Annotated in this window: 17 protein-coding genes; 6 read left to right on the top strand and 11 right to left on the bottom strand. The window is 72.8% G+C overall.

Features of this window, described 5'->3' with window-relative positions; genetic code table 11:
* Positions 1 to 11 precede the first annotated feature (11 nt).
* On the bottom strand, positions 12 to 431 hold the full coding sequence (locus JYK04_RS02230) for a hypothetical protein (RefSeq protein WP_189743365.1): 420 nt from the start codon (positions 429 to 431) through the stop codon (positions 12 to 14).
* Between the two features lie 919 nt (positions 432 to 1,350).
* Positions 1,351 to 1,683: a hypothetical protein gene (locus JYK04_RS02235; RefSeq protein ID WP_189743367.1), complete on the bottom strand. Its 333-nt coding sequence runs from the start codon at positions 1,681 to 1,683 to the stop codon at positions 1,351 to 1,353.
* Between the two features lie 796 nt (positions 1,684 to 2,479).
* Here JYK04_RS02235 and JYK04_RS02240 point away from each other — a divergent pair.
* The 3 genes from JYK04_RS02240 to JYK04_RS02250 all read left to right on the top strand — a co-directional run bounded on the left by JYK04_RS02240 (position 2,480) and on the right by JYK04_RS02250 (position 5,393).
* The gene (locus JYK04_RS02240; RefSeq protein ID WP_189743369.1) at positions 2,480 to 3,370 is read left to right on the top strand and encodes a hypothetical protein; all 891 of its coding nucleotides are present in this window, start codon (positions 2,480 to 2,482) and stop codon (positions 3,368 to 3,370) included.
* Positions 3,371 to 3,735: 365 nt separating this feature from the next.
* On the top strand, positions 3,736 to 3,993 hold the full coding sequence (locus tag JYK04_RS02245) for a hypothetical protein (RefSeq protein WP_189743371.1): 258 nt from the start codon (positions 3,736 to 3,738) through the stop codon (positions 3,991 to 3,993).
* A gap of 299 nt (positions 3,994 to 4,292) precedes the next feature.
* The gene (locus JYK04_RS02250) at positions 4,293 to 5,393 is read left to right on the top strand and encodes an alpha/beta hydrolase (protein WP_189743373.1); all 1,101 of its coding nucleotides are present in this window, start codon (positions 4,293 to 4,295) and stop codon (positions 5,391 to 5,393) included.
* Between the two features lie 91 nt (positions 5,394 to 5,484).
* Here JYK04_RS02250 and JYK04_RS02255 read toward each other — a convergent pair whose 3' ends face one another.
* The 8 genes from JYK04_RS02255 to JYK04_RS02290 all read right to left on the bottom strand — a co-directional run bounded on the left by JYK04_RS02255 (position 5,485) and on the right by JYK04_RS02290 (position 21,976).
* A complete protein-coding gene (locus JYK04_RS02255; protein ID WP_189743375.1) occupies positions 5,485 to 8,436 on the bottom strand; it encodes a condensation domain-containing protein in 2,952 nt (983 codons plus the stop codon).
* Positions 8,426 to 10,297 (bottom strand): non-ribosomal peptide synthetase, encoded by a 1,872-nt coding sequence (locus tag JYK04_RS02260; RefSeq protein WP_189743377.1) that lies wholly within the window; start codon positions 10,295 to 10,297, stop codon positions 8,426 to 8,428. The genes JYK04_RS02255 and JYK04_RS02260 overlap by 11 nt, the downstream gene beginning before the upstream one ends.
* Before the next feature lies 1 nt (position 10,298).
* On the bottom strand, positions 10,299 to 12,215 hold the full coding sequence (locus tag JYK04_RS02265; RefSeq protein WP_189743379.1) for a non-ribosomal peptide synthetase: 1,917 nt from the start codon (positions 12,213 to 12,215) through the stop codon (positions 10,299 to 10,301).
* Positions 12,215 to 15,397: a non-ribosomal peptide synthetase gene (locus JYK04_RS02270; protein WP_189743381.1), complete on the bottom strand. Its 3,183-nt coding sequence runs from the start codon at positions 15,395 to 15,397 to the stop codon at positions 12,215 to 12,217. Before JYK04_RS02270 ends, JYK04_RS02265 begins: the two co-directional genes overlap by 1 nt.
* Before the next feature lie 426 nt (positions 15,398 to 15,823).
* On the bottom strand, positions 15,824 to 17,095 hold the full coding sequence (locus tag JYK04_RS02275) for a condensation domain-containing protein (RefSeq protein ID WP_189743383.1): 1,272 nt from the start codon (positions 17,093 to 17,095) through the stop codon (positions 15,824 to 15,826).
* Between the two features lie 121 nt (positions 17,096 to 17,216).
* Complete coding sequence (locus JYK04_RS02280) at positions 17,217 to 18,563, bottom strand: MFS transporter (protein WP_189743384.1); 1,347 nt, start codon at positions 18,561 to 18,563, stop codon at positions 17,217 to 17,219.
* 287 nt (positions 18,564 to 18,850) lie between these two features.
* A complete protein-coding gene (locus JYK04_RS02285; protein WP_189743386.1) occupies positions 18,851 to 20,017 on the bottom strand; it encodes a glutamate--cysteine ligase in 1,167 nt (388 codons plus the stop codon).
* A 162-nt stretch (positions 20,018 to 20,179) separates the two neighbouring features.
* Positions 20,180 to 21,976, bottom strand: a complete 1,797-nt coding sequence (locus JYK04_RS02290; protein WP_189743388.1) for a stealth family protein — start codon at positions 21,974 to 21,976, stop codon at positions 20,180 to 20,182.
* 242 nt (positions 21,977 to 22,218) lie between these two features.
* Between JYK04_RS02290 and JYK04_RS02295 the strand changes: the two genes are divergently transcribed.
* A complete protein-coding gene (locus JYK04_RS02295) occupies positions 22,219 to 23,910 on the top strand; it encodes an AMP-binding protein (protein WP_189743390.1) in 1,692 nt (563 codons plus the stop codon).
* 89 nt (positions 23,911 to 23,999) lie between these two features.
* On the opposite strand, the gene JYK04_RS02300 is transcribed toward JYK04_RS02295, so the two are convergent.
* Complete coding sequence (locus JYK04_RS02300) at positions 24,000 to 24,545, bottom strand: MarR family winged helix-turn-helix transcriptional regulator (protein WP_189743392.1); 546 nt, start codon at positions 24,543 to 24,545, stop codon at positions 24,000 to 24,002.
* Between the two features lie 68 nt (positions 24,546 to 24,613).
* Here JYK04_RS02300 and JYK04_RS02305 point away from each other — a divergent pair, with 68 nt between their 5' ends.
* Together JYK04_RS02305 and JYK04_RS02310 are read left to right on the top strand one after the other, a co-directional pair.
* Positions 24,614 to 25,342: a hypothetical protein gene (locus tag JYK04_RS02305; RefSeq protein WP_229876423.1), complete on the top strand. Its 729-nt coding sequence runs from the start codon at positions 24,614 to 24,616 to the stop codon at positions 25,340 to 25,342.
* A 1-nt stretch (position 25,343) separates the two neighbouring features.
* On the top strand, positions 25,344 to 26,141 hold the full coding sequence (locus JYK04_RS02310; protein ID WP_189743394.1) for an SGNH/GDSL hydrolase family protein: 798 nt from the start codon (positions 25,344 to 25,346) through the stop codon (positions 26,139 to 26,141).
* Positions 26,142 to 26,285 lie beyond the last annotated feature (144 nt).

Here is a 26,285-nt window from a genome sequence, read left to right on the forward strand (position 1 = left end):
GCTCGCGGCCGTCAGAAGAGACGGTGGCCCCGCACCCACACGGTCCTGCCGCCGTCGGGGCGCACGAACCGTAGCTTCTTGACCCCTGAGTACTGTCCCGCAGTCATGAGGAACGCCGGTCCGAGGATGATGCCGACAGCGACGGCAAGGACGAGTTCGCCCACCGTGTTCACCGCTGCCGTGTCCCCCTCCTCGACGGTCTGTCCTCCGTAGTGGATGAGCAGCGGGAAGGTGACGAGCAGCGAGAGCAGCAGCAGCCATCCCAGCCATCGGTAGACCTCGTACTTCGCCCGGGCCTTGGCCCGGCTCTCCACCACGGCGGACATCGTTCTGCGGCAGCGCGGGCAGATGAAGTCGACGGTCTCATCGCCCTTCGAAGGCCGCCGGCCGCCGTTCACCGACATGTGGGCCACGCTCCACTTGACGGTCATGGAGCCGGCTCCCTGCGTGATACTGACCCTGCATCCCACGCTCAGCGTGCAGTCCTCGGTCAACAGCGTCTTCGCCAACCCCATGGACCCCCCAGCCCCCTGCCCCGTGTACGCCACGAGAGCAGCCAGAGTGTAGGCCCTCGACGCGGGCCTTGGAGGCGAGTTCTACTCATCCCCCGCCGCGGGCCTCGTCGGGCCGGGGCGACACCGTTCGATCGGCAGACCCGCCGTTCAGTGCCCGGGGCCGGGCCGGGCGGGAGGGTCGGGGTTTCCGAGGGATTGGCACAGCGGACATCCGTGGGGGTCGTTCGTGGCGCTCGCCCGGCGAGGCGAGGGCAGGGGGAAGCCCGCCCTGTATTCGTCCTGGAGTACCTGGATCGATCCCCTTTTCCCCTCGGGCGAAGTGATCGAGCCGGCCGTGCCGGCTTCAGCGAGGCGGCGCGTCACGCGCATCAGCGCGGCCCGGACCGCGCTCGCCACCCGCACCGTCGCCCGCCGGACACGGCGTCGCACAGCCGACCATGAGCATCGGTCCGATAAGTCGCCACAGGGCCCTTTCCCGTGTCCCTTCACAAAATCAGTTACTCCTCGGTCGCACGGAACAGAAATAGAATGATACGCTTTTTGTTTTAGGTATTTCCCGCCCTTCGCGCCGGACATTTAGCACGGGGGTGCGTCGAACGGGAATTACACACACCGCCGACAGTTCAGGAGGGACACCGTGACACCAGATCCGGCAATGTACGAATTGCCGGGGTTTTTACGTGATCGACAATGTGTGGATTGCCGGGGTTTTTAAGGGATTCAACGCCGACAACCGCACTTTCGGTCGAGTGCACGCCCTGTCGGATGCGAGAAATTGCATGGCATTCCGTCCGAGATCATCGGCGCATCGCCATACGGCAGTAGCATCGAATGCCTATCGCGAGCCGGGACCCTCGTCGCCGGGCGTCGGCATCACCCGGCCCACCGGGGAGCACAACGGCCAGTACGGCTCATGGGCGATCTGGAGCGGGTCCGCACCCGGGTAGGCCGAGACACCCGCCGTCCGCTCCACCTGCGCCGCGCCTTGCCGGCGGGCCAGCCGGATGGCGTCCACATGGCAGGACAGAACGTCCTTGAAGCGCTGTTGGCGCCTCAGCTCAACGGCGTCCACGCGCCACAGACGGCCGGTCCCCGATGACGCGAACGCGGTACAACCTGTACCCAGTGCGGCAGAGAGCAGCACCATCCACAGGAGAAGATGTCCCACAACTGATCCTTTCGAAGGCTGAAGCTCGAGGGGGCACACGATCCGGCCCCCGTCGATTGCCCGGCATAACGCAGAGGCATATGCAGAGTTGCGCCCCACGCGCCGATTGCAGCCATGCGCAGCAATCTGCCGGTGTTCGCATCTCAGCTGTTTTGCCGATGATCAGTCAGCGAGCAGTGACCCCGGCCGCCGATCGGTGCGCGCGTGCACAGGAATGTAAATACGACGAGCCGGCGACATGCGCGGACTCATCCGGTCGCACGGGCTGGGTGCCGTCAGAGGGGCGCATGGCAGGCGACAGAACCGGTGCGGGCCCGCGCCAGCGCGACCCTCATCGCCCCCCTGAGCTGCGGATTGGCAGCGCGGCGGGACGTGGCCGCTGAGCTCTTTCCGCGTTCCGGGAATCGGCGGAGGTGGGACCGACGCTTATCCATCCGCCACGATCACCCGGATGGCGCATACCCTGACCAACATCAACAGCGTTTATGGAATATGACAACAGCAAAGCCCCCCTTCTTCTTCCGCAGGCCTCCAGAAGAAGACGAAGGGGGAGGTGGTTTTCACACCGGGACTACCCGGATCGGAAAGTGGACTTTCACTCCAGGATCAACCGGCTGCAGCGGGAACGGGAACGCGACGCTGGAGGACGAGGGCCGGGAAATCGATCTGAGTTACTCGTCCTCGGTCCTCGAGGACTTCCTCCGTACGATGAGCATGATCCAGGTCGAGTTCGACCGGAGGTCAGGGAGCGCAGCACCGTCCACGACCGTCGGCGAGCGCTCGGGCGGCAGTTGCCGTGCATGAGCCGTACGGGTACCCGGACGTCCACGGCCTCCACCCCGAGCCGGCCACCACCATGTCCTGGCGTCTGCCGGAACACGGGGAACCCCTGGGCAGGTCCGGTGAGACGCCTCTGGCGTGGGATCCGGTGGAAGAACTCGCGAGCCTGCTCCAGGAGGGCTCCGCACCGGGACAGCCGGAGTCCTTCACCCGCACCGGCTACGACGGCACCGGTGACACCGTCAGCACCATCGGCCTCGTCGCGGGGCTGAAGCAGACCCCTGCCGAGCGGCCGCCCAGACGAACTTCCAGCGGTCACCGGCGGAACGGGTCGAGGACGCCGGTGGCGACCCTGCTGCAAACGGGGAGCCTGTTCACCGCCGTGCTGGTCGCCGTCATCGCCGCCGTGGTGAGCGTCCTCAGCGGGATGGCCATCTGCGACGCCCTGCGCCACAGTGCCGGACTCCACACGGCCCGCGATGTGGTGAGCTGGTGGCCCCTGCTGATCTACGGGCCCTGGACCGTCGCGTCCCTGTCCATCCTCCGGTCCGCGCTGCACCAGCGCCGCGCGGTTCATTCCTGGTCGATCGTTCTGCTGTTCTCCACCTTGGCGACGCTCCTGTGCGTGGCCCAGGCACCCAGAACACTCGCGGCCGAGACGTCGTCCGCGCTCCCCGCCGTCGCGGCGCTGGCCTGCTTCCAGCAGCTGGTCCGTCAGATCACGCTCACGCGGCCGCCCCGCCAGGCCGCTCCACGACACCGGAACCGGTCGGCCTCCGTCCTCGGGGCCGGGCAGACGGCCACGGCCCGCACCGGCCCGGACGGCGCCCGTCCCGGCTACTCCGCGGCAGACGGAAGAACGGACCGCTCTCCGTCCAACGGCCGCAGGTTCGGGTACGGCGCATGACGGTCGCACCTGCGCGGCGGCATCCCTCGCGCAGGCCAGGGCTCCCGCGCGCGCGTGCGGTACGGGGCGACCGCGAAGAGCGGAGGCAGTGACAGCCGCCAACTTCCTGGTCAACCCGTTCCTTCCCACGCGTCACAAGGGTGCTCGCCTGCACCTTTGAAACGAAGATCGAAACCGATAGTCACGGGCCGTACGAAGACTCAATCCGACGGTCCATGCCCAGGTCCGGGCCCGTTCACCGGGCCCCGGGCATCCTGCTGCCGCGGCACGTCCGAGCGACGCGTCGTTCGGCGCCGTGCCCCGTCGGCTGCCCGCGGCCACCTCTCGCCCCACTCCCCCTCCATTGCGCATGAAAGGCAAGAACCATGGTCTACGAACTGAGCCACGCCGAGCGGATGCAGTACAAGCGGCTTCAGGACGCCGCCTACCAGGACGGCGAAGACGCCGTCACCAACCTCCAGGCGGCGCTCGCACTCGCCGGCATGACCCTGCCCTCCCTCTGCAACGACGGCCCGGTGGCCAGCCACGGTTTCGTCCGGCTCGGTGGATGCAATGCGGCCTTCGCCAACCGGCTCGCCGAGGTCATCGCCGCGGGCGCCGACGCTCTGCAGTACCAACGGTGAACCGGCACACGGCCACCTCGGGCCGACCGCAGCACAATGCCGCCGAGTTCAGGCCTGCCGAACGAACCCGCCATGGACCCCCTTGACCGCTGGGACCGATCCGCACCGACCATCCGCGCAGGCGCGCCGGCCGTGGGCCTGTTGCCCACTCGGAACGCTCCGGCTCGCCTGCGCGGCCTCATTTGAAATCCAAACGACATTTATTGTGTATTTTTGCAACCCTTCGGGCCGAGAAACACATCCAAACAGACGGACCTACCCGTTCTGCCCGTCCGAGGGCAGCCGCCCTGTTCGGAGCAATGTTCGTGCACGAGTACCCGCAGACGCAGCAGCCCAGGCGATCCCGCAAGAAGGTGTGGATCACTTCCGCGGTGGCGGTGGCCCTGCTCGCCGGCACCGGCGCCGGGTTGATCTACTGGACGACGGACTGGTTCGACGGGAACGGGGAGTCCGTCAGCTACGCGAAACCCGCCGCAGGTGCGGGCGAGGACAAGGGCAAGGACACCGGCGGCGGGAAGCAGGCCGCCGCGCCGAGCGCGGACCCGGACGTGTCCCTCCCCGCCGGTCCGTTCACCGACTTCAAGCAGACGGTCAAACTGGACGACGGCACCCGCATATCCAAGGCCCGGGTCAAGGGCGCCAAGTCCGGTTTCGACGGCAGCGTCTGGGTGTGGACGCCCAAGGAGTACGACCGCCCGGAGTACGCGAAGAGCGCCTTCCCTGTCATGATCGCGCTGCCCGGAGGCAACGGGAACGCCGACAACTACTGGGCGACCATGCCGAAGCTGGGCCTCCAGAAGGCCATATCCGAGGGCTCCGCAGCCGGCAAGAGCCTCCCGTTCATCCTGGTCATGCCGATCCTCAACCCGGACGCCAAGTACTACTACGACGGCTCCGACATCCCCGGCCAGGCCAAGATGGGCACCTGGATCGGTGAGGACGTACCCGACATCGCCCGGGCCAACTTCCGTACGTACAAGTCCCGCGACGGCTGGGCCTTCATGGGCAATTCCTCCGGTGCCTTCGTCGGCCTCAAGCAGCTCCTGCAGAAGCCGGACCGGTTCCGGGCCGTCATCGCCAACGGCGGTGAGATCGTCCCGGACTCCCCGCTCTGGAAGGGCCACCAGGCGGAGATGGACGCGAACAACCCCGAGAAGCTCGCCCCGAAGCTGATAGCCGGCAACGGCCCGGAGGTGAACGTCCTCTTCCAGTACGGCACGAAGGAAGGCGGCCGCGACCGGATGGAGAAGTTCCAGCAGCAGTTCGGCAAGGGCCCGATCAAGGTCACGATCCACGAGATACAGGGCGGCGACCACAACGGCTGGGACTACGTCCGGGGTATGACGGAAGGCGCCCTGGAAGAGCTCAGCAAGCTGATGAAGGGCCCGAAGCCGCAGTAGGGGCAGGTGCGCAAGGCCTGGGCGGCCGGGCGTGGTACGGGTGGCCGCGCCCGGAGGCCCCTGGGGTGGGGCTCCGGGCGCGGGGCGTGTGTCAGGCGTGGTCGGGCGGCATGGCGCCGATCATCTCTGCCAGTACGGTCCGCCGGTCCTCTCCCGGGCGGGCGCGCAGCGGACGGGCCAGGCGGGCGCTGTCGTAGTGCCAGCGGTGGTCCAGGTCGCGCGGGACCGTTGCGCTCTCGTGGAAGGCGGACCGGGTGCCGAGCAGTTCCGTGAGGTCCTGGGCGAGGTCACGCCAGGACACGTGTCCGCTGCACGCGTTGGCGACTCCGTGCACGGGCCGGTCCAGGCACTCGGTCACCGCCCGGGCCAGCGCGGCCGCGTGCACCCAGGCGGCTCCGTACCAGGCGTGTCCGCCGGTACCGGGGCGTGGCAGGTCGATCGGCCGGCCCTGGCGGGCGGCCTGGTAGAGGGTGCCGATGGCACCCCAGCGCAGCTGTTCGCGCAGCCGGTCGTGCGCGCCCCAGACGAGCGGTGACCGCACGGCGCTCGCGCCCCCGCGTCCCTCGGTCCCCGCGGCGCGCAGCACCATGGCCTCGCAGTCGAGCTTGGCGGTCCCGTACGGGCCGACGGGCTCCTGGGGCGGCGCCTCCTCGGCGACCCGGTCGGTTCCGGGGTGCCCGTAGGCGTCGACGCTGCTGACGAAGACGAACGGTCCGCGCCGCCAGGCGTCGACCATCGCCTCCATCGCCGCCAGGTCCACGTCGTGCCGGGTGAAGGTGCAGGCGGCGTGGACGACCGCGTCGGCCTGCGCGACGGCGTCCCGCAGCCCGGCCGGGTCGGAGAGGTCTCCTTCGATGACGTCGACGCCTTCGGTGGCGATCAGATGGGCGGACTCGGGCCGGGCCAGTGCCAGCACGGGGCGGCCCTGGGCGGCGAGTTCACGTACGACGAACGCGCCCACGCCGCCCGTCGCGCCGGTGACCAGCACCGTGCCCGGGCGGATGTCCCGGGAACGGCGGGCCGGCCTGCTCGCCGCCTTCGCGGCGCTCTGCCGTGCCGCCCGTTCGTCGAGGAGCGCGGTCAGTGCCCGGGGGGTGCGGGCCTGGAGCACGTCGAGGCCCGTGAGCGGCAGTCCGAGGTCCGTACGGAGCCTTTCGGCGAGCTGTACGGCTTTCAGGGAGTGGCCGCCGAGGGCGAAGAAGTCGTCGTCCGGTGCCGGGGCGACGCCGAGCACTGCGGTGAAGGTGTTCTCGACCGCTTCGGCCCGGGGGCCGGACGGGATGTTCGGCGTGGGCGGCCCGGGCGGCCCGGGCAGCCGGGCGCGGTCGAGCGGCCCGGCGGCCGAGCGCGGCAGCGCGTCCAGCAGCGTGACCGTCGCGGGCAGGGCCTCGGGGGCGAGCGACCGGCGCAGCAGGCTCAGCAGTTCGTGGCCGGACGGGCCGACGCTGTCGTGCAGGACGGCGTAGGCCACGGGCTGCCCGTCCGCGGGCCGGACCACTGTGGCGTCGGCGACGCCCGGGTGGGCGCGCAGGGCCTGCGCGGCCGGGTGGCGGTCGCCTTCCGGGTCGGCGTCGTCCCGGTGGCCGGCGGCGTGGTCCGGTCCGGGCAGGGGCAGTCGGCTCAGGGCGAGTTCCGGGTCGGCCGCGACCGCGTGGAGCAGGGCCGCGTAGTCCCGTACGGCCGCCTGCGCCACGGTGTCGTCCAGGGTGTTCGCGTCGTACTGGACGAGCGCCTGCGGCTGTGCGTCGTCGCCCGGCACCAGGCCGTAGGACAGGGTGAACTTCGCGCCGTCGGAGGGGATGTCGACGTACTCGGCCGAGGTACCGGGCAGCCGGAGCACCGTCGGCTCGCCGAGGATGTCGGAGGTGACGCGGACCAGTGCGGTGCCGTCGGCGCCGCGGGCCCCGGCGCCGAGGCGTTCGAGGACCAGGTCGAAGGGGATGTGCCGGTGGCGCTGGGCTTCGAGGAGCGCGTTGCTCACGCGGCGCAGGAGTTCGGCGAACGAGGGGTCGCCGGAGACGTCCACCCGTACGGGCAGGGTGTTGACGCACAGGCCGACGAGGCCGCGCATGGCGGTTCCGCTGCGGTGGGTGCCCGCCACGCCGATGACGAGGTCGTCGTCGCCGGTGAGGCGGTGCAGTGCGGCGAAGGCCGCGGTGAGCGAGACCGCGAAGAGCGTGGCCTGCCGCTGTGCGCCCAGCGCCCGCAGGGCTTCGGGCACGCCGGGCGCCAGCGGTACGGTGTGCGCGGCTCCGGGGCGCGCCGTTGTGGGCGGGGCGGCCGGCCGGGGCAGGCGCGGTGGGGCGGCGTCGGCCAGCAGGGCGCTCCAGCGGTTCAGTTCCGCCTCGAAGCCGGGGATGTCGTCGTGCTCGCGGCGCGCGTGGTCGGCGTACTGCGGTGCTGCGGCGAGCGGGGGCCGGCCCGTTCCGTCGGCGGCCGCCGTGTAGAGGACGGCGAGTTCGGCGGCCACGGTCTCCAGTGAGGCGGCGTCCACGGCGATGTGGTGGAACGTCAGCAGCACGGTGTGGTCCTGCGGGGCGTGGCGCAGGACGAGGGCGCGTACGGCGTCGCCCGCCGCGAGGTCGAACGGCCGGGCCGTCTCGCGCCGCAGCAGCTCCGGGGCGTGTCTCAGGTCGGTGTCGACGACGTGTACGGGGACCGTCCTCGGCGTCGGGAGCACCTCCTGGCAGGGCTCGCCCGCGTGCTCCGTGTAGCGGGTGCGGAGAACGGCGTGCCGGGCCACCAGCCGGGTGAGGGCGGTGGCGAACGCGGCCACGTCGAACGGACCGCGCACACGGGTGGCGAACGGTACGTGGTACGAGTCGCCCGCGCCGCCGAGCCGCTCCATCAGCCACATGCGGCGCTGGGCGCGGGAGAGGGGGACGCGTGCGGTCCGCGGTGTGTGGCCGTCCTGGCCGGTGAACGCATCAGCAGTGTGCTCGGCCGTCGTGCGCCGGGCGGTTCCGGCCCGGGCCCGGCGCAGCAGCTCCTGCTGGAGTTGCTGCCGGCTGTCGCGGGCCGCGGAGTCGGTGTCAGTGGACATCGCTGTGCTCCGGGGTCTCGGGGTGGAGGTCCGCGTGGGCGGCCAGGAGGGCGCTTTCGACCAGTGCGGCCTGGGCGGCGACGGTCGGTGCGGCGAAGAACTCGGCGAGGGAGAGTTCCACGCCGAGTTGCTCGCGCAGGTCGTCGGTGACGGCGAGGGCGAGGAGGGAATGGCCGCCGAGGAGGAGGAACTCGTCTGCGGCGCGGGTGACCTCGATGCCCAGGGCCTGGCTCCACACCTCGGCCACGGCCTGTTCCAGCGGTGTCATGGGCGCCGCCGCCGGCTCGTCGGCGGGCCGGTGTCCGGCGGCGTGGGCGTGTGGGGTGACCGCGCGCGCGGTGAGCGCGCGCCGGTCGACCTTGCCGGCCGGGGTGAGGGGAAGCCGCTCCAGCACGGTGACCGTGTCGGGAACCAGGTGGGCCGACAGGACCGCGGTGAGCCGCTCGCGCAGTACCGCGCCCTGCGGTACGGGGCCGGGCGCGGCGACGACGAACGCGACGAGGCGCGCCTCGGGGGTGCCGGCGCCGTCGACGGTGACGGCGGCGTCGGCCACGTCCGGCTGCTCGCGGAAGGCGTGTTCGACCTCGGCCGGTTCGATGCGGAAGCCGCGGACCTTGACCTGGTCGTCGTTGCGGCCGTGGAACCGGAGGATGCCGTCGGGCCGCAGGGAGACGATGTCGCCCGTACGGTAGAGCCGCCCGCCGCCGGCGGGGTGCTCGACGAACCGTTCGGCGGTGAGTGCGGGCAGGCCCGTGTACCCGTCGGCGAGCCTGCTGCCGCCGATCCACAGTTCGCCCCGGTCGCCGTCGGCGACCGGGTGGCCGTCGGCGTCCAGGACGTGCGCCGTGGCCCCGGAGATGGGCCTGCCGATCGGTATCGGCCCCTCGCAGTCCTGAGCGGTGACCCGGTGGGCGGTGGCGAAGGTGGTCGTCTCGGTCGGCCCGTAGCCGTTGACGAGCTCCAGCCAGGGGAAGGCGGTGAGCACCTCGCGGGCCGGTGCGGCGGCCATCGCCTCGCCGCCCACGACGACCGAGCGGAGCTGGGCGAAGACGCGGGAGCGGCGTGCGGCGAGCTGGTGGAAGAGGGCCGTGGTGAAGAACGCCACGGTCACGCCGTGCCGTTCGACGTGCCGGGCCAGGTCTTCCAGGGAGGGCCGCTGCTCGGTGCAGACGACGACCGCGGCGCCGCCCGCGAGCGCGCCCCAGACTTCGAACGTGGAGGCGTCGAAGGTCATGGGCGAGTGGAACAGCACGCGGTCACGGCCGGTGAGGGTGACGTAGTCGGGTGCGGTGACCAGCTCCGCGATGGCCCGGTGCGGCACGAGGACGCCCTTGGGGCGGCCGGTGGATCCGGAGGTGAACATGATGAATGCGGGGCTGTCCGGGTCGGACTCGTCGACCGGCCGACCGGTCGTGAGCGGCTCCTCGGGCAGGGCGAGGACGGGGCCGTGGAGTGCGGCCGCGTCCAGCATCTTCGCGTCGCCGAGGGTGAGCGTCACCTCCGCGTCGGCGATCATCGCCTCGGTGCGCGGGCGGGGCTGGGCGGGGTCTAGCGGCACGCACACGGCTCCCGCCAGCCACAGCCCGAGCTGTGCCACGACCGTGCGGGACGACCGCGCCGTCAGGAGCGCCACCCGGTCGCCGCGGGCCACCTCGTGTGCGCGCAGGTGTGCCGCGAGGGCGCGGCCGGCCTGGAGGAGGCGTCCGTAGGTGAGGGTGGTGTCGCCGTCCACGACGGCGAGGGCGTCGGGGGTGAGTTCGGCGTGCCGCGCGACGAGCGCCGGCAGGGCGGTCGCCCGCGCCTGCGACGGTACGGGGGTGTCGTGCGCCGGGTCGGCGGGCTGCGGGATGGTGGTGGTCATGTCAGGCTCCTTCCGGGCGCGGGGTCCGGCGCTGGTCGAGGAGGGCGGCGAAGGCGCGCAGGTCGGTGCTGCGCAGCAGCTCGGGGGCGCGCAGGCGTACTCCGGTCTCGCGTTCCACGGTTGCCAGCAGCCGGGCGGCGACGACGGAGGTGCCGCCGGCGTCGGTGAAGTGGTCGCCGAGGCGGATGCCGGGCCGGCCGAGGAGGTCGCGCACGGTCGTCAGTACCAGCCGCTCGGATTCGGTGGCGATGGCGGTGGCGTCGGCGGGGTCGTCCGTGGTGGCGGTCCGGGGCGCGACGGGCGCCTGGGCTTGGGCCTGGGCTGCCAGGGCGGGCCGGTCCACCTTGCCGTTGGCGTCGAGCGGGAAGCCGTCGACGATCCGTACGGCGGTGGGAACGGCCTGCTCGGGGAGCCACGGGCGGACCGCGTCGAGGAGGTCCGCCGCCGCGGGTGCGGTGCCGTCGGCGGGCCGTACGTGGGCGACGAGGCGGCCGTGGCCGGAGCCGTCGCGCAGCACGGTGACGACGGCGGTGCGCACGCGGGGGTCCTGCTCGAAGGCGGCTTCCACCTCGACCGGTTCGATCCGCACGCCGCTGATCTTCACCTGGTCGTCGAGGCGGCCGAGGAAGTCCAGGCTGCCGTCGGCGTTCATCCGCACCCGGTCGCCGGTGCGGTAGAGGCGGTCGATCGCGGGCAGCGCCAGTTCTTGCGGAGGCGAGGTGAAGCGGCGTGCGGTGAGTTCGGGGTCGAGGTAGCCGAGCGCCAGGCAGTGGCCGCCGACGCGCAGTTCGCCCTCCTGCCCGCGGGCGACGGGGCGGCCTTCGTCGTCCGTGACGACGAGGGTGACGCCCGGCAGCGCGGTGCCGATGGGCGGCGGTGCCGGGTCACCGGCCTCGGGGTCGGTGCCGCGCATGGTGTGGGTGGTGGTGACGACGGTGGCTTCCGCGGGGCCGTAGGCGTTGTGGACGGTCGCGGTGACGTCGGCGCCGGGGCGGCGGCGCATGCGGTCGCCGCCGACGACGAGGTGACGCAGCTTCAGGTCCTGCGGCCAGGGCCGGTCCAGGAGCGGCTCGACGGTGGGAGTGGCCGCCACGGCGTGGGTGAGGCCGCTGTCACGCCACCAGTCGGTGAGCAGGTGCGAGTCCCAGCGGGTGTCGTCCGGGGCCGGGACGAGGGCGGCACCCGAGGTCAGGGCGGCCCACAGTTCGAGCAGATGCGGGTCGAACGCGACACCGATGAGCAGGGACTGGCGGTCGCCCGGTGCGAGGCCGGTCTCGGCCCGGTACCAGTCGAGGGCGACGGACAGCGAGGACTCGGCCACGGCGACCGCCTTGGGGCGGCCGGTGGAACCGGAGGTGAGGACGGCGTACAGGGCGCCTTCGGGCGCGCGCCGGGTGCCGCGGACGGAGTCGGCGAAGGCTGCCACCGCGGTGGCGGGGGCGTTGACCCCGCCGGTGGGCAGCGGGAGCAGGGCGTGCTCCCCGCCGCGGTGTTCCTCGGGCAGGACGGCGGGATCGCCGATGAGGCAGGCGACGTCGAGGTCCTCGGTGACGGCCTGGATGCGGCGCTCGCCGGGGCGCGGGCCGAGCGGCAGGTAGACGGCGCCGAGCCGGGCGAGCGCGACGGCGGTCACCACCAGGGCGGTGGACCGGTCGAGGCAGACGCCGACCAGGTCACCGGGCCGGACGCGGTCGGCCAGATCGGCGGCGACCAGCGCGGCCGCCGCGTCGAGGTCCTGGTACGTCCAGATCTGGGTGCGGTCGATCACTGCCGTGGCCTGCGGGGTGCGCCGGGCCCAGTCCTCGAAGCGGGCGAGCACACCGGTCGGTTCGGCGGCGGGGCCGTGGGCGACGCTCAGTGGGGATCCGGCATCGAGGGGCGTGGCGGGGGCGACGGCTGCGGTCGGGGACTGGATCATCACGACTCCGTGGAAAGGGTGGTGGTGGCGAGGGCCGCGGCCTGGTCGGCGAGCACGGGGTTACGGAAGAGCACCTTCAGCGGCGGGCGCGTGCCCAGCCGGGGCTCCAGCCAGGCGGCCAGCTCGGCGGCCAGCAGGGAGTGGCCCCCGCTGTGGAAGAAGTGGGAGCGGGCGTCGAAGCGGCTGTGGCCGAGGACCTTGCGCCAGCCTTCGGTGAGCAAGGCCGTCACCGGGTCGTCGGACACGGCAGACGCGGCGGACACGGCGGTGGCCTCGGCCGCGGGCCCGGGCTCGGAGTCGGCTCCGGGCTCGGGCGCCGCGTCGTCGCCGGAATCGAGCGCCGCCGCCCGACGGGACAGTGCCGTGCGGTCGGGCTTGCCGCCGGCGAGGGTCGGCATGCTGTCCAGCCGTGCCCACCGGGCGGGCACGAGGGGGCCGGGCAGGCGGCGGCTCAGCTCGGCGTGCAGTGCCTTCTCGTCGAAGGCCGCGCCGGCGGCTCCGTCTTCGAGGAAGCCGACGAGCCGGGGCCCGCCGGGGCCTTCCCGGTCCAGTACGACGGCGCAGGACCGGCCGCCCAGCACCGCGGACGCGGCCGCCTCGATCTCCTCCAGCTCGATGCGGTGACCGCGCAGCTTGATCTGGTGGTCGCGCCGACCGAGGAAGTACAGCAGACCGTCCAGACCGCGGTAGCCGAGGTCGCCGGTGAGGTAGACGCGCTGTCCGTCGAGTGCGTCGACGTGGACGAACCGGGCGGCCGTCGCCTCCGCATTGCCCGCGTAGCCCTGGGCGAGACCGGGTCCGGCGACGGCGAGTTCACCGACCGCACCGGTGGGCAGCGGGCGGTGGTGGGCGTCCAGGACGTGGACGCGCTCGCCCGGGAGTTCGGTGCCCAGGGGGATCTCGGTGCCCTCGGCGAGGGCGTCGCGGGAGATCTCGTGGACGGTCGAGCTGATGGCCGCCTCCGTGACGCCGTACGCGTTGAGCACGGTGGCGTCGGTGTCGGCGAGGACACCGCGCAGTGCCTCCGCGGGAAGGCGCTCACCGCCGAGGACCAGGAGCCTGGGCGCCCAGCTCTCGTCACGCAGTACGGGACGCAGGTCCTCGCGGGTGGCCAGGAAGTAGCTGGTCGGCAGGTTGGCGACGGTGACCCGGGCGGACGCCAGCAGTTCGGCGAGTTCGGCGCCCGTGGGCACCTCGTGCTCGGGCAGGACCAGGCACGCACCGGCGTGCAGGGCCGGCAGCACCTCCTCGAGCGCCACGTCGAACGACGACTGGGCGAACATCAGGACCCGGTCCGAGGTGGTGAGGCCGAACCGGTCGGCGGCCGCCGTCAGATGGTGCACGAGCGCCGCGTGGCCGACGGCGACCGGCTTCGGCGTCCCGGTGGAGCCGGAGGTGTGGATGACGTACGCGGTGCCGGGGAGTTCGGCGGTTCCGTGCGCGGGAGGCAGGACCGGTGCGTCGATCCGGGCGGTCGGCAGTGCTTCCGGCAGGGCCGGGGCGCCGTCGCCGGTGAGGACCAGCGCCGGGGCGAGGCGCTCCAGCAGCAGACCGAGCCGGGCCGGCGGATCGGACGGGGACAGCGGGCAGTAGACGGCGCCGGTCCGCAGGCATGCGAGCAGGGCGACGAGCGAGTCGGTCCCCCTGGGCAGGACGGCGGCCACCGGCCGGCCGGGCGTCACGCCGGCGGCGCGCAGTCGCTCGGCGAGCGAACCGACGCGGTCGTCGAGCTCGCCGTAGGTGAGACGGCGGGCTCCGCACAGCAGGGCGGGCAGCGACGGGTGGTGCGCGGCCACGGGATCCAGCGGATCGCGGTCGGCGGGGACGGGCACGGGCGCGGCGGCCGGCTCCACGGCGGTCGGTACCAGGTCGGCCAGCGCGGTCTCGGGGCTGTCGAGGTAGGCGCGCAGCAGGTCCAGGAAGCGACCCGAGAGCAGCCGGGCGACGTCTTCGCCGAACAGGTCCGTGTCGTAGTCCCAGACCAGTGTCATCCCGGGCGAGCCGTGGCGCGGGGTGACGCCGCGCCGGTCGTCCGGGAGCAGGACCACGTCGAGGTCGAAGCGGGTGGTGCCGGTGTTGAAGCCCTCGAAGAGGGTGATGTCGAGGCCGGGCACGTCGATCTCGGGCAACGGTGCGTCGTGGGCGCTGAACATGACGGAGAAGAGCGGGTTGTCGGCGCCGGAGGTGTGCATGCCGAGCGCCCGGGTCAGCTCCTGGACCGGTACGTCCTGGTGCGGCAGGGCCCGGATGAGGGTGTCGGTGACCTCGTCCATGGCGTCCTGGGCGGGGGCGGCGCCGTCCAGGGCGAGCGGCAGCGGGATGGTGTTGACGAACATGCCCACGGCGTCCTCGTAGCCGAGCGGGCGGTTGCCGACGGCGGTGCCGATGACCATCCGGGAGCGGCCGCTGTGCCGGCGCAGGAGTTCGGCGAACAGCCCGAGGAGCGTGGAGAAGGGGGTGAGGCCGCGTGCGCGGGCGTGCGCGCGCAGGCGTTCGGCGAGATCGGCGCCGATCGTCTGGCGCAGCTGTCCGCCGTGGTGCTTGCGGCGGGCACCGGGGCGGGTCAGGCCGGGCAGCGGCAGGTCGTGCTGCTGGTCGCGCAGTTCGGCCCGCCAGAAGTCGAGCGACTCGGGGGCGTACGCGGCCCCGGCCCGTTCCTGGACGTGGTCCGCGTACGAGGAGGCGGGCGGGAGCTCCAGGGGCTCGCCGAGGACGTGGGCGCGGTAGACGCGGAAGACGTCGTCGAGCAGGATCGCGAAGGAGTGCCCGTCGTGGATCAGGTGGTGTTCGACGTGGATCAGCCGGTGGTGGCGCTCGGCCAGTCGTACGAGCGTCCAGCGGATGAGCGGTGCCTCGAAGGTGTCGAGCGGTGTCTCGGCCTCGGTGCGCAGGAGACGGGCGAAGGCCGCCTCGGGGTCCTCCTCGGTGCCGAGGTCGACCGTGTGCAGCCTCGGCGCACACTGGCGCGCGACCCGCTGCGCCGGTACGGATCCGGTGGAGGCGACGAGTTCGAGCCGCAGACCGGGGTGGCGTGCCAGGGTGGCGTCGAGGCCGCGGCGCAGCGCCTCGGTGTCGAGGGTGCCCCACAGGTCGAGTGAGGCGGTGAAGTTGTAGGCGCGACTGCCGGGCTGCATCTGCTCGTGCAGCCAGACGATCTCCTGCGAGGAGGAGAGGGGAAGCATGGGCGATCCCTGAGGTTGTCGGGTCGGTCTCCGTGCCGGTCACGGTCGTGTCCGGTGGTCGTGCGGGCGGCTTCGCGGGTCGCGCGGTGCCGCTTTCCACGTGGGGGGCCGTGGGGGGGGGATGCCGTGGGGGGATGCCGTGGGGAGCTCGGGGGGGCGCGGTGGCGGGGTCACCGCAGGGTGTGTTCCCAGGGGGCGTCTTGCCGATCAGGCCGGATCAGGGAGCGGGATCTGATCGGCAGGACACCCCCTAGGCAGTGTCCGCAAAGTAGCGCCGGCCGCCCGGAGGGCGGGCCCCGCGGCGTCTGGTGCCGTGCATCGCAAGGCGGAGGGCCGCCCGTGTACTGGACGTACTCGGGCGGCCCGACAACGCGGCGAGGTGCGGTGCCAGGCGTCGCGGGGCAGGCGGGACTTTGCGGACACGGCCTACGGGCGCAGCGTGTGGGTGAGTGCGTCGAACGCCCGGTGCGCGGTCTCGTCGTCGAGTACCGCCCGGTCCCACACCATCCGCACGCGGATCTCCGCTCCCTGGGTGACGGAGACGGCGAAGGGACCGCGTACGGGTCTGCCGTCGACGTGTACTTCCCGTCCCTCGACACCGGCGAGCACCAGGGGCGGGCGGCGGCTGTCGTCGTCCACGGTGAGCAGTCCGTCGAGGCCTCCGGTCCAGGCCGAGCCGGCGGCCCGGACCGCGGCCACGACCGCGTCGAACGGTACGTCGGCCCGGTCGAGGTCGTCCCACCACGCGTCGGCCGTCACCTCCGGGCCGGGTCCGTCGCCGGTGTAGGCCGGGAAGACGAGGGTGTTGAGGAAGCAGCCGACGACCGGCGCCGTTCCCGTGGGGCGGCCGCCCCACGGGTAGCCGAGCGGGACCGCGTGGCCGGGGCCGTACAGCTCGCGGGCCGCGGAGCGGCAGGCGTCGAGCAGCCCGGGGAAGGACACGCCGCCGTCGTACGCGGGCAGCCGGGCCTGCGCGGCGCCGCTGGGCCAGGTGCCCTCGGGCACGCGTGCCGGACGGGGTGCCGGGGCGTGGGCCTGCAGCGCGCGCAGCCGGTCCGCCCAGTACGCGGCCGCTTCGGGGGTCTCCGCCCTTTCCTCGGCGGCGAGTTGCCGCAGGACCGCGTCCTGGTAGGCGGCGAGTTCGGCTTCCGTCTCCCCCGGTTCGACGGGGGGTTCGGTGGCTTCCTCGCCGTACGCGGCGCCGAGTTCCTCGACGATCCGCGCCAGCGAGCGGCCGTCGCAGACGGCGTGGTCCAGGGCGACGGCGAGGATGTCCTCCGCGCGCTCCTCGTCGCGTACGAGGAAGAGCCGCAAGGGGGGACCCTGCGCGTCCCAGGCGGCCAGCGCGCGACGGAGCCCGTCGGCGGGCGACTCGCCCGGTACGAGGGCCGACCGGGTCACGGCGACGTCCGGATCGGCGACGCGCAGGACGGGGGTGCCGCGGACGACGGCGGGCCGTGAGCGCAGGGCGGTGTGCCGGGCGGCGAGCCTGGACGCCGCTGCCCGCAGGCGTTCGGGGTCGATGGTTCCGGACGGGAACGCGAAGAACATCGGTACCACGTCGGGACGTCCCGACGGGTCCAGCGAACGCATCAGCAGGAAGCGGCGCTGTGCGCCGGTGACCGGCAGCAGGGTGTCGGACCGGTCGCCGGTGAGGCGCCGGTGACGGGCCAGGTACTGACTCGTGATGCTGAGCACGTGGTCCTCTTCGTCGTGGCCGCGGTCGCGCGGAACGGGGTGGCGGCGGGGCGCGGTGCCCGCGCAGGGCTCGTCCCCGGCCGCCGGACGGCCGCCGTACGGTGCGGTGGTCGGGTGGTGGTCAGGCGGTGGCTGCGGGGGCCGGTCGTTCGTCGCCGTCGGTGGGGGCCGCGTCCTGCGGTGTCCCGTGGGTGTCGTCGGCACCGCCGTCGTCCGGCGGACCGGGCAGGTCCCGCATCCGGCGCAGCGGGGAGAGCAGCAGCGGCAGGGGTACGGCGAGGATGCCGACGGCGCACCAGGCGAGTGCCGTACGCGACCCGTAGGACTGGGCGAGGACTCCGCCGAGGAGTGCGCCCAGCGGCAGGGTGCCCCACATGAGGAAGCGCAGGGTGGCGTTCATCCGGCCGAGCAGCCGTGGTGGGCACATCCCTTGCCGGAAGCTGACCTGGGCGACGTTGTAGACGACGGCGCCGAAGGAGACGACCGCCGATCCGGCGGCGAAGAGGACCGCCCCGGGGACGCCGTGCCCGGACAGCGGCCACAGCAGCGCGAACGGGCCGGTCACGAGGACGGAGAGGAGCATGACCCGGGCCTGCCCCAGCCCGGCGGCGAGGCGCCCGGCGCACAGGGCGCCCAGGAGCCCTCCTACGGCCGACGCGGACAGCACCAGTCCGAGCCCGCCGGCCTCCAGGCCGACGACACGGACGAGATGCACGGTCTGCGTCGCCATGAGGACGGCCGTGGAGAAGTTGGCGAGGCCGGTGGTGAGGGCGATGACGCGGAGCAGCGGATGGCCGAAGACGAAGCGGACGCCTTCGCCGATCTCCTTGCGCAGGGAGCCTCCGGCGGCGGCGGGTTCGGGCGCTTCCTCGGCCCGCTCGACGCGCTGGAGGAAGAGGGCGGAGAGGACGTAGCCGACGGCGTCGACGATGACCGCGAACTGCGCTCCGACGAGCTGGACCAGTCCGCCGCCCATGCCGGGGCCGGTCACCTGGGCGGTGGAACGGACGGTCTCCAGGGCGCCGTTGCCGGCCACGAGTTGATCGCGGGGCAGGATCTGCGGCAGGTAGCTCTGGTGGGCGACGTCGAAGAACACGGTCGCCACGCCGGTCACGAGCGCGACGGCATAGAGCTGGGCCATGGTCAGGACGTCGGCGAGCGCGGCGGCGGGGATGCTGGCCATGGCCACGGCGCGCACCAGGTCCGCGCGGATCATCAGGGGCCGCTTGCGCATGCGGTCGGTGAGTGCGCCGGCGGGCAGCCCGACGAGCAGGAAGGCGGCGGTCTCCGCGGCGGTCAGGAGGCCCACCTGAAAGGCGGGAGCGTCGAGTTCGAGGACGGCCACGAGGGGCAGCGCCACGAGTGTCACCTGTGCACCGAACTGTCCGGTGGCAGCTCCCGCGAGTAACAGTCGGAAGTCGCGCAAGCGCAGAGGGCCACCGGCGGTGGCTCGGGATGTGTCGGACATGTGAACGACATTCACGGATTCATCGCGCAAGAGTCAAAGCAAACCTGTCACTTTCGGACTTGTTTTGCTGCCTTGCGAACACAGATCGGGAAATCTTTCGCGCCACCTGGGGTGCGGCCGCGTGAATTCCTGTCAGTTGCGTGTGACGCGTGGGGCAGGTGAGGCAAGGGAGGACAGGGGGAAGGGTGGGGGGCCGAGCGACACCACTTACCCTGAGTAACGGGTTCTATCCTGACCGAAAAGACCCACCCTTGATCACACCCCCGCGGAGGCACTCGTTCCGTCCGCTATGCACGCCACCGGACGGCGGCAGGGGTGCCGGCGTCCGCGCCCGGGCCGGCGCCGGCCGCGGTCCGGCGCGCGCAGTGCCGGACGACCGAGGCCAGGTCCCCCTCCGAGCGCAGCAGGCGCCGCTGGACGCGTGCCCCGTTCCCGTGCTCCAGGAGGCCGGCGATTCCGGCCCGCACGAGCTCCTCGTCACCGGAGTCGGCCAGGGCGTCGCCCACGTGCCGGTACAGCGCGTCGACGGCGGCCTCGGGCGCGGTCTCCCGCAGCGTCCCGGGGTGCAGCAGCGGACCGTCGAGTCCCGAGCGGCCCGCCTGCCACGACGCGAGCCGGAGCAGCCCGGTGCTGACCCTGGCCGGGGGGTCGCCGGCTCGCCACTCCCGGGCCGCGGTCTCCACCAGGGCGCGTACGAGGGCGGCCAGCAGGACGGGGGTCGACGCGTCGAGGCACACGTCCGCGACCCTGACCTCCACCGTCGGATAGGAGGCGGACAGCCGCGCGTCGAACCAGATCATCCCCGTGTCGCGCAGCACGCCCGACCCGACCATGGCCCGCACCTCGGCGTGGTAGCGGTCGGCGGAGCCGAAGACGTCCACCGGCCCGGCCGCGGGCAGCCGGTTCCAGACCCGGCTGCGGTAGCTGCCGTAGCCGGTGTCCTCGCCCTGCCAGAACGGGGAGTTCGCGCTCATCGCGGTCAGCACGGGCAGCCAGAGCCGGATGCGGTCCAGTACGGCGACGCCCTCCTCGTCCGACTCCACCGATACGTGGACGTGGCAGCCGCAGGTCAGCTGCTCCTGCGCGGTCATGCCGAACTGCCGCGACACCCACTCGTAGCGGTGTCCGGGGGACATCGAGGGGCGGACGGCCAGCGGTGACGTACCGATCGCCGCGACGACCGCACCGGCCGCCGCGGCGTGCCGGGACGCCTCGGCGCGCCACCGGAGGATCTCCTCCTGCAGTTCGCCCATCTCCGTCACCGGTCTCGTGCCGAACTCGACCTGCTCCTCCTGGAGCTCCGCCTCGAACGTGTGGCCGACCTCCTTGCCGTCCGCCGCACCGGCGGTCGCGGCGCGGTCGGCTTCGGCGAGCACGGCTCCCGACACGGCCAGCGGCTCCCCGCTGTCCGCGTCCGCCAGCAGCAGCTCTTCCTCCACGCCCACGCTTCGCATGCCATCGCCCATCGCTTCGTCGTTGTGTTCCCCGATCGGTTGTCAGCGTCTGCCCGGACCCACCGCGGATATGCGGAAGGAAACCCTCCGGGTCAGGTTCTGCGGCACGGCAGGCGGCGGGCTCGGGGAGGGGGCGGGGCGCGGCCCCGGACAGCAGGACCGTCACTCGCTCCCGGACGGGGCCGACTGCTGTTGCTCGAACGGGGAGGGCACCGGGAAGTAGGCCTCCAGGAAGGCAGTGACGACGTTGTGCTGCTGCGCCGCCGAGAGTCCGCCCCCGGCTGCGCCCTCGCCGGGTCCGTCCGGGTCCTCGTCGTCCGCGAGGCAGAAGGCGTCGTGGCCGCGCTCGTCGGCCAGATCCGGCAGCCGCTCGATCTCGGAGCGGCGCGCGGTGCTGACGTAGGTGTGCGCGAGGTCGCCTTCGACGGCATGTCCCTCGGCGAGCGCCAGGTGGGCGGCGAGGGTGACGGGGGCGAGGTCGTCGGCGCTGCGAAAGACGGAGCGGGCGGTGGCGGCGAGCCGACCGGGCAGCAGTTCTTCGACGCGGGCGAACGCGGAACGCGTCAGGGGGTACGGGGTGTGCGCCAGGATGTGGGGGTAGGTGCGGCCGACGGCCTCCTCGACGGCCTGCCGGGTGACCTTCTGGGACGAGGTGAACACGTCGTCCCCGGCCCGGCCGCCCGGGTCCACCGCCCGCCAGTCGTGGAAGACCTTGGGCAGTCCCGAGGGCAGGAAGTAGTTCTGCGGGCGCTGGGGCCGGCCGAGGAAGATGTCGTCGTTGAAGTAGAGGAAGTGCTCGGCCAGGCCGGGGATGCGGTGCAGCCGGCTCTCGATGGCATGGGAGTTGAACACCGCGGGGGCCGCAGGTTCCGTGGACAGCTCCCGATGGTCGATGACCGTGATGTGGGGATGGTCGGCCGCCAGCCAGGCGGGGGCCTGGTCGTCGGTGACGAGGAAGATGCGCCGGACCCAGGGTGCGTAGGCGGCGATGGAGCGCAGGCAGTAGCGGAGCTCGCCGCGGTCGCGGTAGCGGTTCTCGGCGAGGTCGATCCCGCCGGTCTCGTCGGCCCCGGAGGGGTGACCTGAACCGGCCTCCGCCTCGGCGGCCTGGTCCCGGCGTCGGCGCCAGGCGGGGTCGGCGGCGTCCACCCAGGTGATCACCGCGTCGATCGGGAAGTCGATGTCATCGGGGAAACGACTCGAGAAGCAGTCGACGACGGGGTACTCCCGGTCGTCGATGCGGCGGGTGGTGGAGGCGGCCAGGGAGGGGACCCACCAGCCGTACGGGGTCTCGCGCAGCACGGCGAGAGCGCCCTCGCCGGAGTCGGGGGCCTCCCAGAACTCCAGGTCGCAGCCGGTCTCGGGGCCGTACCTCAGGGTCCGGCCGGAGGTGATGACCGGCCGGTGGACGCGGACGGCCCGCACGCGGGCGGTGTGCGCCGACTCCTTCCCGTCCACGCCGTCCTTCCCGGTCTCGACGGACTCGACCGCCGCCGGGAGGTCCTCGGCGAGTACGTCCCCGGCTTCACCGTCGGCGGTGAGCAGGCGCGCGTAGACGGGGAGCCCCGCAAAGGCGGCGGCGCACGCTTTCAGAGCCGCGGCCCGGTCGCCGGGGGCGATGGCCACCCGGTGGACGAGCCCCCCGTCCGGGACCAGCCCGTAGGGGACGGCCGCCGCCTCCAGGGCCTCCGCGACCGACCGGAGACTGGCGGTGCGGGCATCGGCGGGGAGGAGGTCGTCGCGTACGGTCACGAGCCGGCCGCAGTGCCGGATCAGGCCCGGCATGCTCGCCAGCAGCTCCGCCTCACGGGAGGTGAGCCCGCTGGACGAGGGGATCCTGGCGCCTATGCGCTCCCGCCCCGCGGGACCGGACTGCGGCGGAACACCGCCGGGCCGACGCAGCGTCCGGGCGAGTCTGCGCAGCCCGGCGGGCAGGAGAAGGCGGTGGACACCCTGCATGTACGACCTCGGTGTGGGGTGCCGGTGCGCTGCAGCCGGTCGACCGAGCGTCCGGGGCAGGAGCGGCGCGCTCAGCGGCAACGATGGATACCTTGTTCACGCTCACTTTTGCTGTTGTTCGCTTTTCACGCAAGAGTCGTGAGCGCCGCCGTCCCGACTCACAGCCAATTCTCAGTTGTGCCGGCAGTTCGCCGGGCCACTCCCCCCGTACCTCTGGTGCCGCGGCCCGCCCGGAGGGGATCATGGGCGCTGCGCGTTGGCCGTCATCGCCGCAGCGAGTGCTGGAGGTACGTGTGTCCGTAGCGTCGAGTCGTGCGTCCGGGGGCTCCGAGGTCCCGCTGCTCCGCGAGACGATCGGGGACAACCTCGACCGGACCGTACGTCGCTTCCCCGGCCGGGACGCCCTCGTGGACGTGGCCGCCGGCCGCCGGTGGACGTACGCGGAACTGGCCGCCGAGGTGGACGCCCTCGCCCTGGGGCTGCTGGACCTCGGGATCGTGCGGGGCGACCGGGTCGGCATCTGGGCGCCCAACCGTGCCGAGTGGACGCTGGTGCAGTACGCGACGGCGAAGATCGGGGCGATCCTGGTCACGGTGAACCCGGCGTACCGCTCCCACGAGCTGGAGTACGTGCTCGGGCAGTCCGGTATCCGGCTGCTGGTCGCGGCGGAGCGCTTCAAGACCTCCGACTACGCGGCGATGATCGAGGAGGTCCGGCCGCGCTGCCCGGGGCTGGAGTTCACCGTCCTGTTCGACGGGCCGCGCTGGGACGAGCTGCTGGACCGCGGGCGCGGGGTCGATCCGGCCGCGCTGGCGCGGGCGCAGGCCGCACTGAGCCCGGACGACCCGATCAACATCCAGTACACCTCGGGCACCACGGGCTTCCCCAAGGGAGCGACCCTCTCGCACCACAACATCCTCAACAACGGCTTCTTCGTGGGCGAGCTGTGCGGTTACGACGAACGCGACCGGGTGTGCATCCCGGTTCCCTTCTACCACTGCTTCGGGATGGTGATGGGCAACCTCGCCTGCACCAGCCACGGTGCGGCGATGGTGATCCCCGCGCCCGCCTTCGACCCGGCGGCGACGCTGGCGGCGGTGGAGGCGGAGGCCTGCACCTCCTTGTACGGGGTCCCCACCATGTTCATCGCCGAGCTGGCCGCGCCCGGGTTCGACGGGTACGACCTGTCGAGCCTGCGCACCGGGATCATGGCCGGTTCGCCCTGCCCGGTGGAGGTCATGAACGAGGTCATCGAGCGGATGGGGATGACCGAGGTCTCCATCTGTTACGGCATGACGGAGACCTCGCCGGTCTCCACGCAGACCCGGGCGGACGACTCGGTCGAGCGCCGGGTCTCCACGGTGGGCCGGGTCGGCCCGCACCTGGAGGTCAAGGTCGTCGATCCGCAGTCCGGCCGGACCGTCCCGCGCGGCACCCCGGGAGAACTGTGCACCCGGGGCTACTCGGTGATGCTCGGCTACTGGGGCGAGCCCGAGAAGACCGCCGAGGCCGTCGATCCGGAGGGCTGGATGCACACGGGCGACCTGGCGGTCATGGACGGGGACGGCTACCTGAGCATCACCGGCCGGATCAAGGACATGGTGATCCGGGGCGGTGAGAACCTCTACCCGCGCGAGATCGAGGAGTTCCTGCACGCCCACCCCGACGTCATGGACGTCCAGGTCATCGGGGTGCCCGACCCGAAGTACGGGGAGGAGCTGATGGCGTGGGTGCGGATGCGCGAGGGGGCCGAGCCGCTGACCGCGCAGGCCGTGCGCGCGTACTGCGCCGGGCGGCTCGCCCACTTCAAGATCCCCCGCTACGTCCACGTCGTCGAGGAGTTCCCGATGACCGTCACCGGGAAGATCCGCAAGATCGAGATGCGCGCGATGGCGACCCGCCTGCTGGAGGCGGAGGCGGCCGGCGGCGCCTGACCCTGCCGGGGCAGCGGCCGGGCGGCGGACGGTCCGGCCGGGCCGCCGCGGCCGCCGGCGCCGTGCCCTGAACAACCCCCCGGCGGCTCTCAGTCCTTCCGTTTCGCCGCCGGCTTCGCGAGCGTGCGATAGCCGGGGTGCACGCCCGGCGTCAGTTCCTGCTGTGCCGCGACGCGTTCGAGGAGTTCCAGAAGCCGCGCCCGCCCGTCGGGGTCGAGGGCGGCCAGCAGGTCGTCCTCATGGGCGGCGGCCGCCCGGGAGACCCCACCGAGGGCCCGCCGCCCCTCGGGGGTGAGGTGCAGTTCGTAATTGCGGCGGTCCTCGGCGCTGCGCCGCCGCTCGACGAGCCGCTTGTCCTCCAGGACGTCGATCAGGGCGACCACACGACTCGGTACGACTCCCAGGTCCTCGGCGAGGGCGCGCTGGCTGCGGCCGGGCTGCCCGGCGACCATCCGCAGCAGGCCGACGTCGGCGGGGGTGAGCCCCAGGGTGGCGACGCGTTCCGCGAACCGCCCCGCGGCGTGGGCACCGATCTGCGCGAGGAGGAAGGCCGCTCCGCGCGGAGCCGGAGCCTGGGCCTGGGCCGGAGTTGAGGCCGGGGCCGCGGAGGGATCTGGTTGCCGGGCGGTGTTCACGCGGCTATCGTACGCGACATGTAATGATTCACCGCAGTGAATCGTTCTCCTCAAGAACGGATTGTGCCGTGGAAGCGATCAAGAACCTTGTCCCGCGCGACACCCGTACCAACGCCCCGCAGTCCGGGCCGCCGCCCGGCGTCCTCGCCGTGGTCTTCACCGCCCTGTTCCTCGGCGGCCTCGTCCTCAGCACCGTGCTGGCGGGCGGCGATCCGTTTCCATCGCCGTTCGGCGACTCGGACGCCATCACCGCGTACTTCCGCGACCACGGGAACGCGGTCCGCGTATCGGGGGCCCTGCAGTTCGCCGCCTCCGTCCCCCTGGCCATCTACGCCGCGACCGTCTCCGCCCGCCTGAACCGGCTCGGGGTCCGGGCGCCCGGCGCCACCATCGCCCTCGCGGGCGGGGTGCTCGCCTCGGCGTTCCTGGCCTGCTCCGGCCTGGTCACCTGGGTCCTGTCCCACGCCGAGGTGACACAGCGGCCGGAGCTCGTACGGGCCCTGCAGTACCTGGCGTTCGGCCTGGGCGGCCCCGGGCACGTGGTGCTGCTGGGCCTGCTCGTCGCCGGGATCGCCGTACCCGGGCTGCTGGCCGGGCTGCTGCCGCGGGCACTGGCCGTCGCCGGTCTCGCCGTGGCCGCCGTCGCCGAGCTGGCCACCCTCGTTCTGCTGACCGAAGGCGTCGCGCTGCTCCTGCCGGTCGCCCGCTTCACCGGGCTGGCCTGGCTGATCGCGGCCGGCTTCCTGCTGCCGCGCAGCCGTGCCCGTATCCGCGTCCGTGTTCCCGAGGAGAGCTGACATGACCAACACCGGCCCGAACACCTCGCAGGTACAGCGCCTGCTGCGGTTCCACCAGCCGGAGAAGCTCCTGCGCCACCTGGGTCCGCTCGACGAGCCGGTGCTGGCCGCCCTGTTCGGGACGGACGCCGGGGACTACCGGGGCCGGCTGGCGCAGTTCGAGGCACGCAACCGGGAAGCGGCGGCCGCGCTGTCGGCCGAACCGGGCGCCACCGCTCGGATCGCCGCACTGCCGTTCCGGCCGGGTGAGCACGTCGTGGCCCTGGGCGAGAGCACCACCGCCGACCGGCTCTCCTGGTTCGAGATCCTGCGGCACCTGCTCCCCGAAGGCGTACGGTGCACCAACCTGGCCGTCTCGGGGAGCACCACCGCCCAGGCGCTGGCGCAGCAGCTGCCGGCGCTGGGGTTCCGGCGGCCCGACTGGGTGTTGTGCATGCTCGGCGCGAACGACGTGCAGCGCATCGACGGCACCCCGCTCGTCGGGTTCGCCGAGACCCGTCGCAATCTGGTCGCCCTGCACGACCTGGCGGTGGCCCGGACGGGGGCCCGGTGGGTCTGGCTCACCCCGGCGCGCACGGACCCCGGCCTCGTGGACCGGTACGAGCACTTCCGGCGGGCCGGTCTGAGCTGGTCCGACGCGGACCTCGACGCCGTGGCCGACTTCCTGCTGGCCCGGCCGGAGCCGGTGGTCGACACGCGCCGCGCGGCGCGCGGGCACCATGAGGCCGACGGCCTCCATCTCTCCCCCGCCGGCCAACGCGCCGTCACCGCCGCCCTGCTGGAAGCCCTCCACCCCTGACCACGTGGCGTGCGCGCGCGGCGGTGCCGCCTGCAGCAACATGGTGTTCACCGCATCGCGCACCCGGGGTAACACCCGCTTCCTAGCGTGACCGGCGCGGGACCACAGGCATGAACGGCGCCGCCGCAGCACACTCATGACGGC

This window comes from Streptomyces nojiriensis (assembly GCF_017639205.1).
Lineage (GTDB): Bacteria > Actinomycetota > Actinomycetes > Streptomycetales > Streptomycetaceae > Streptomyces > Streptomyces nojiriensis.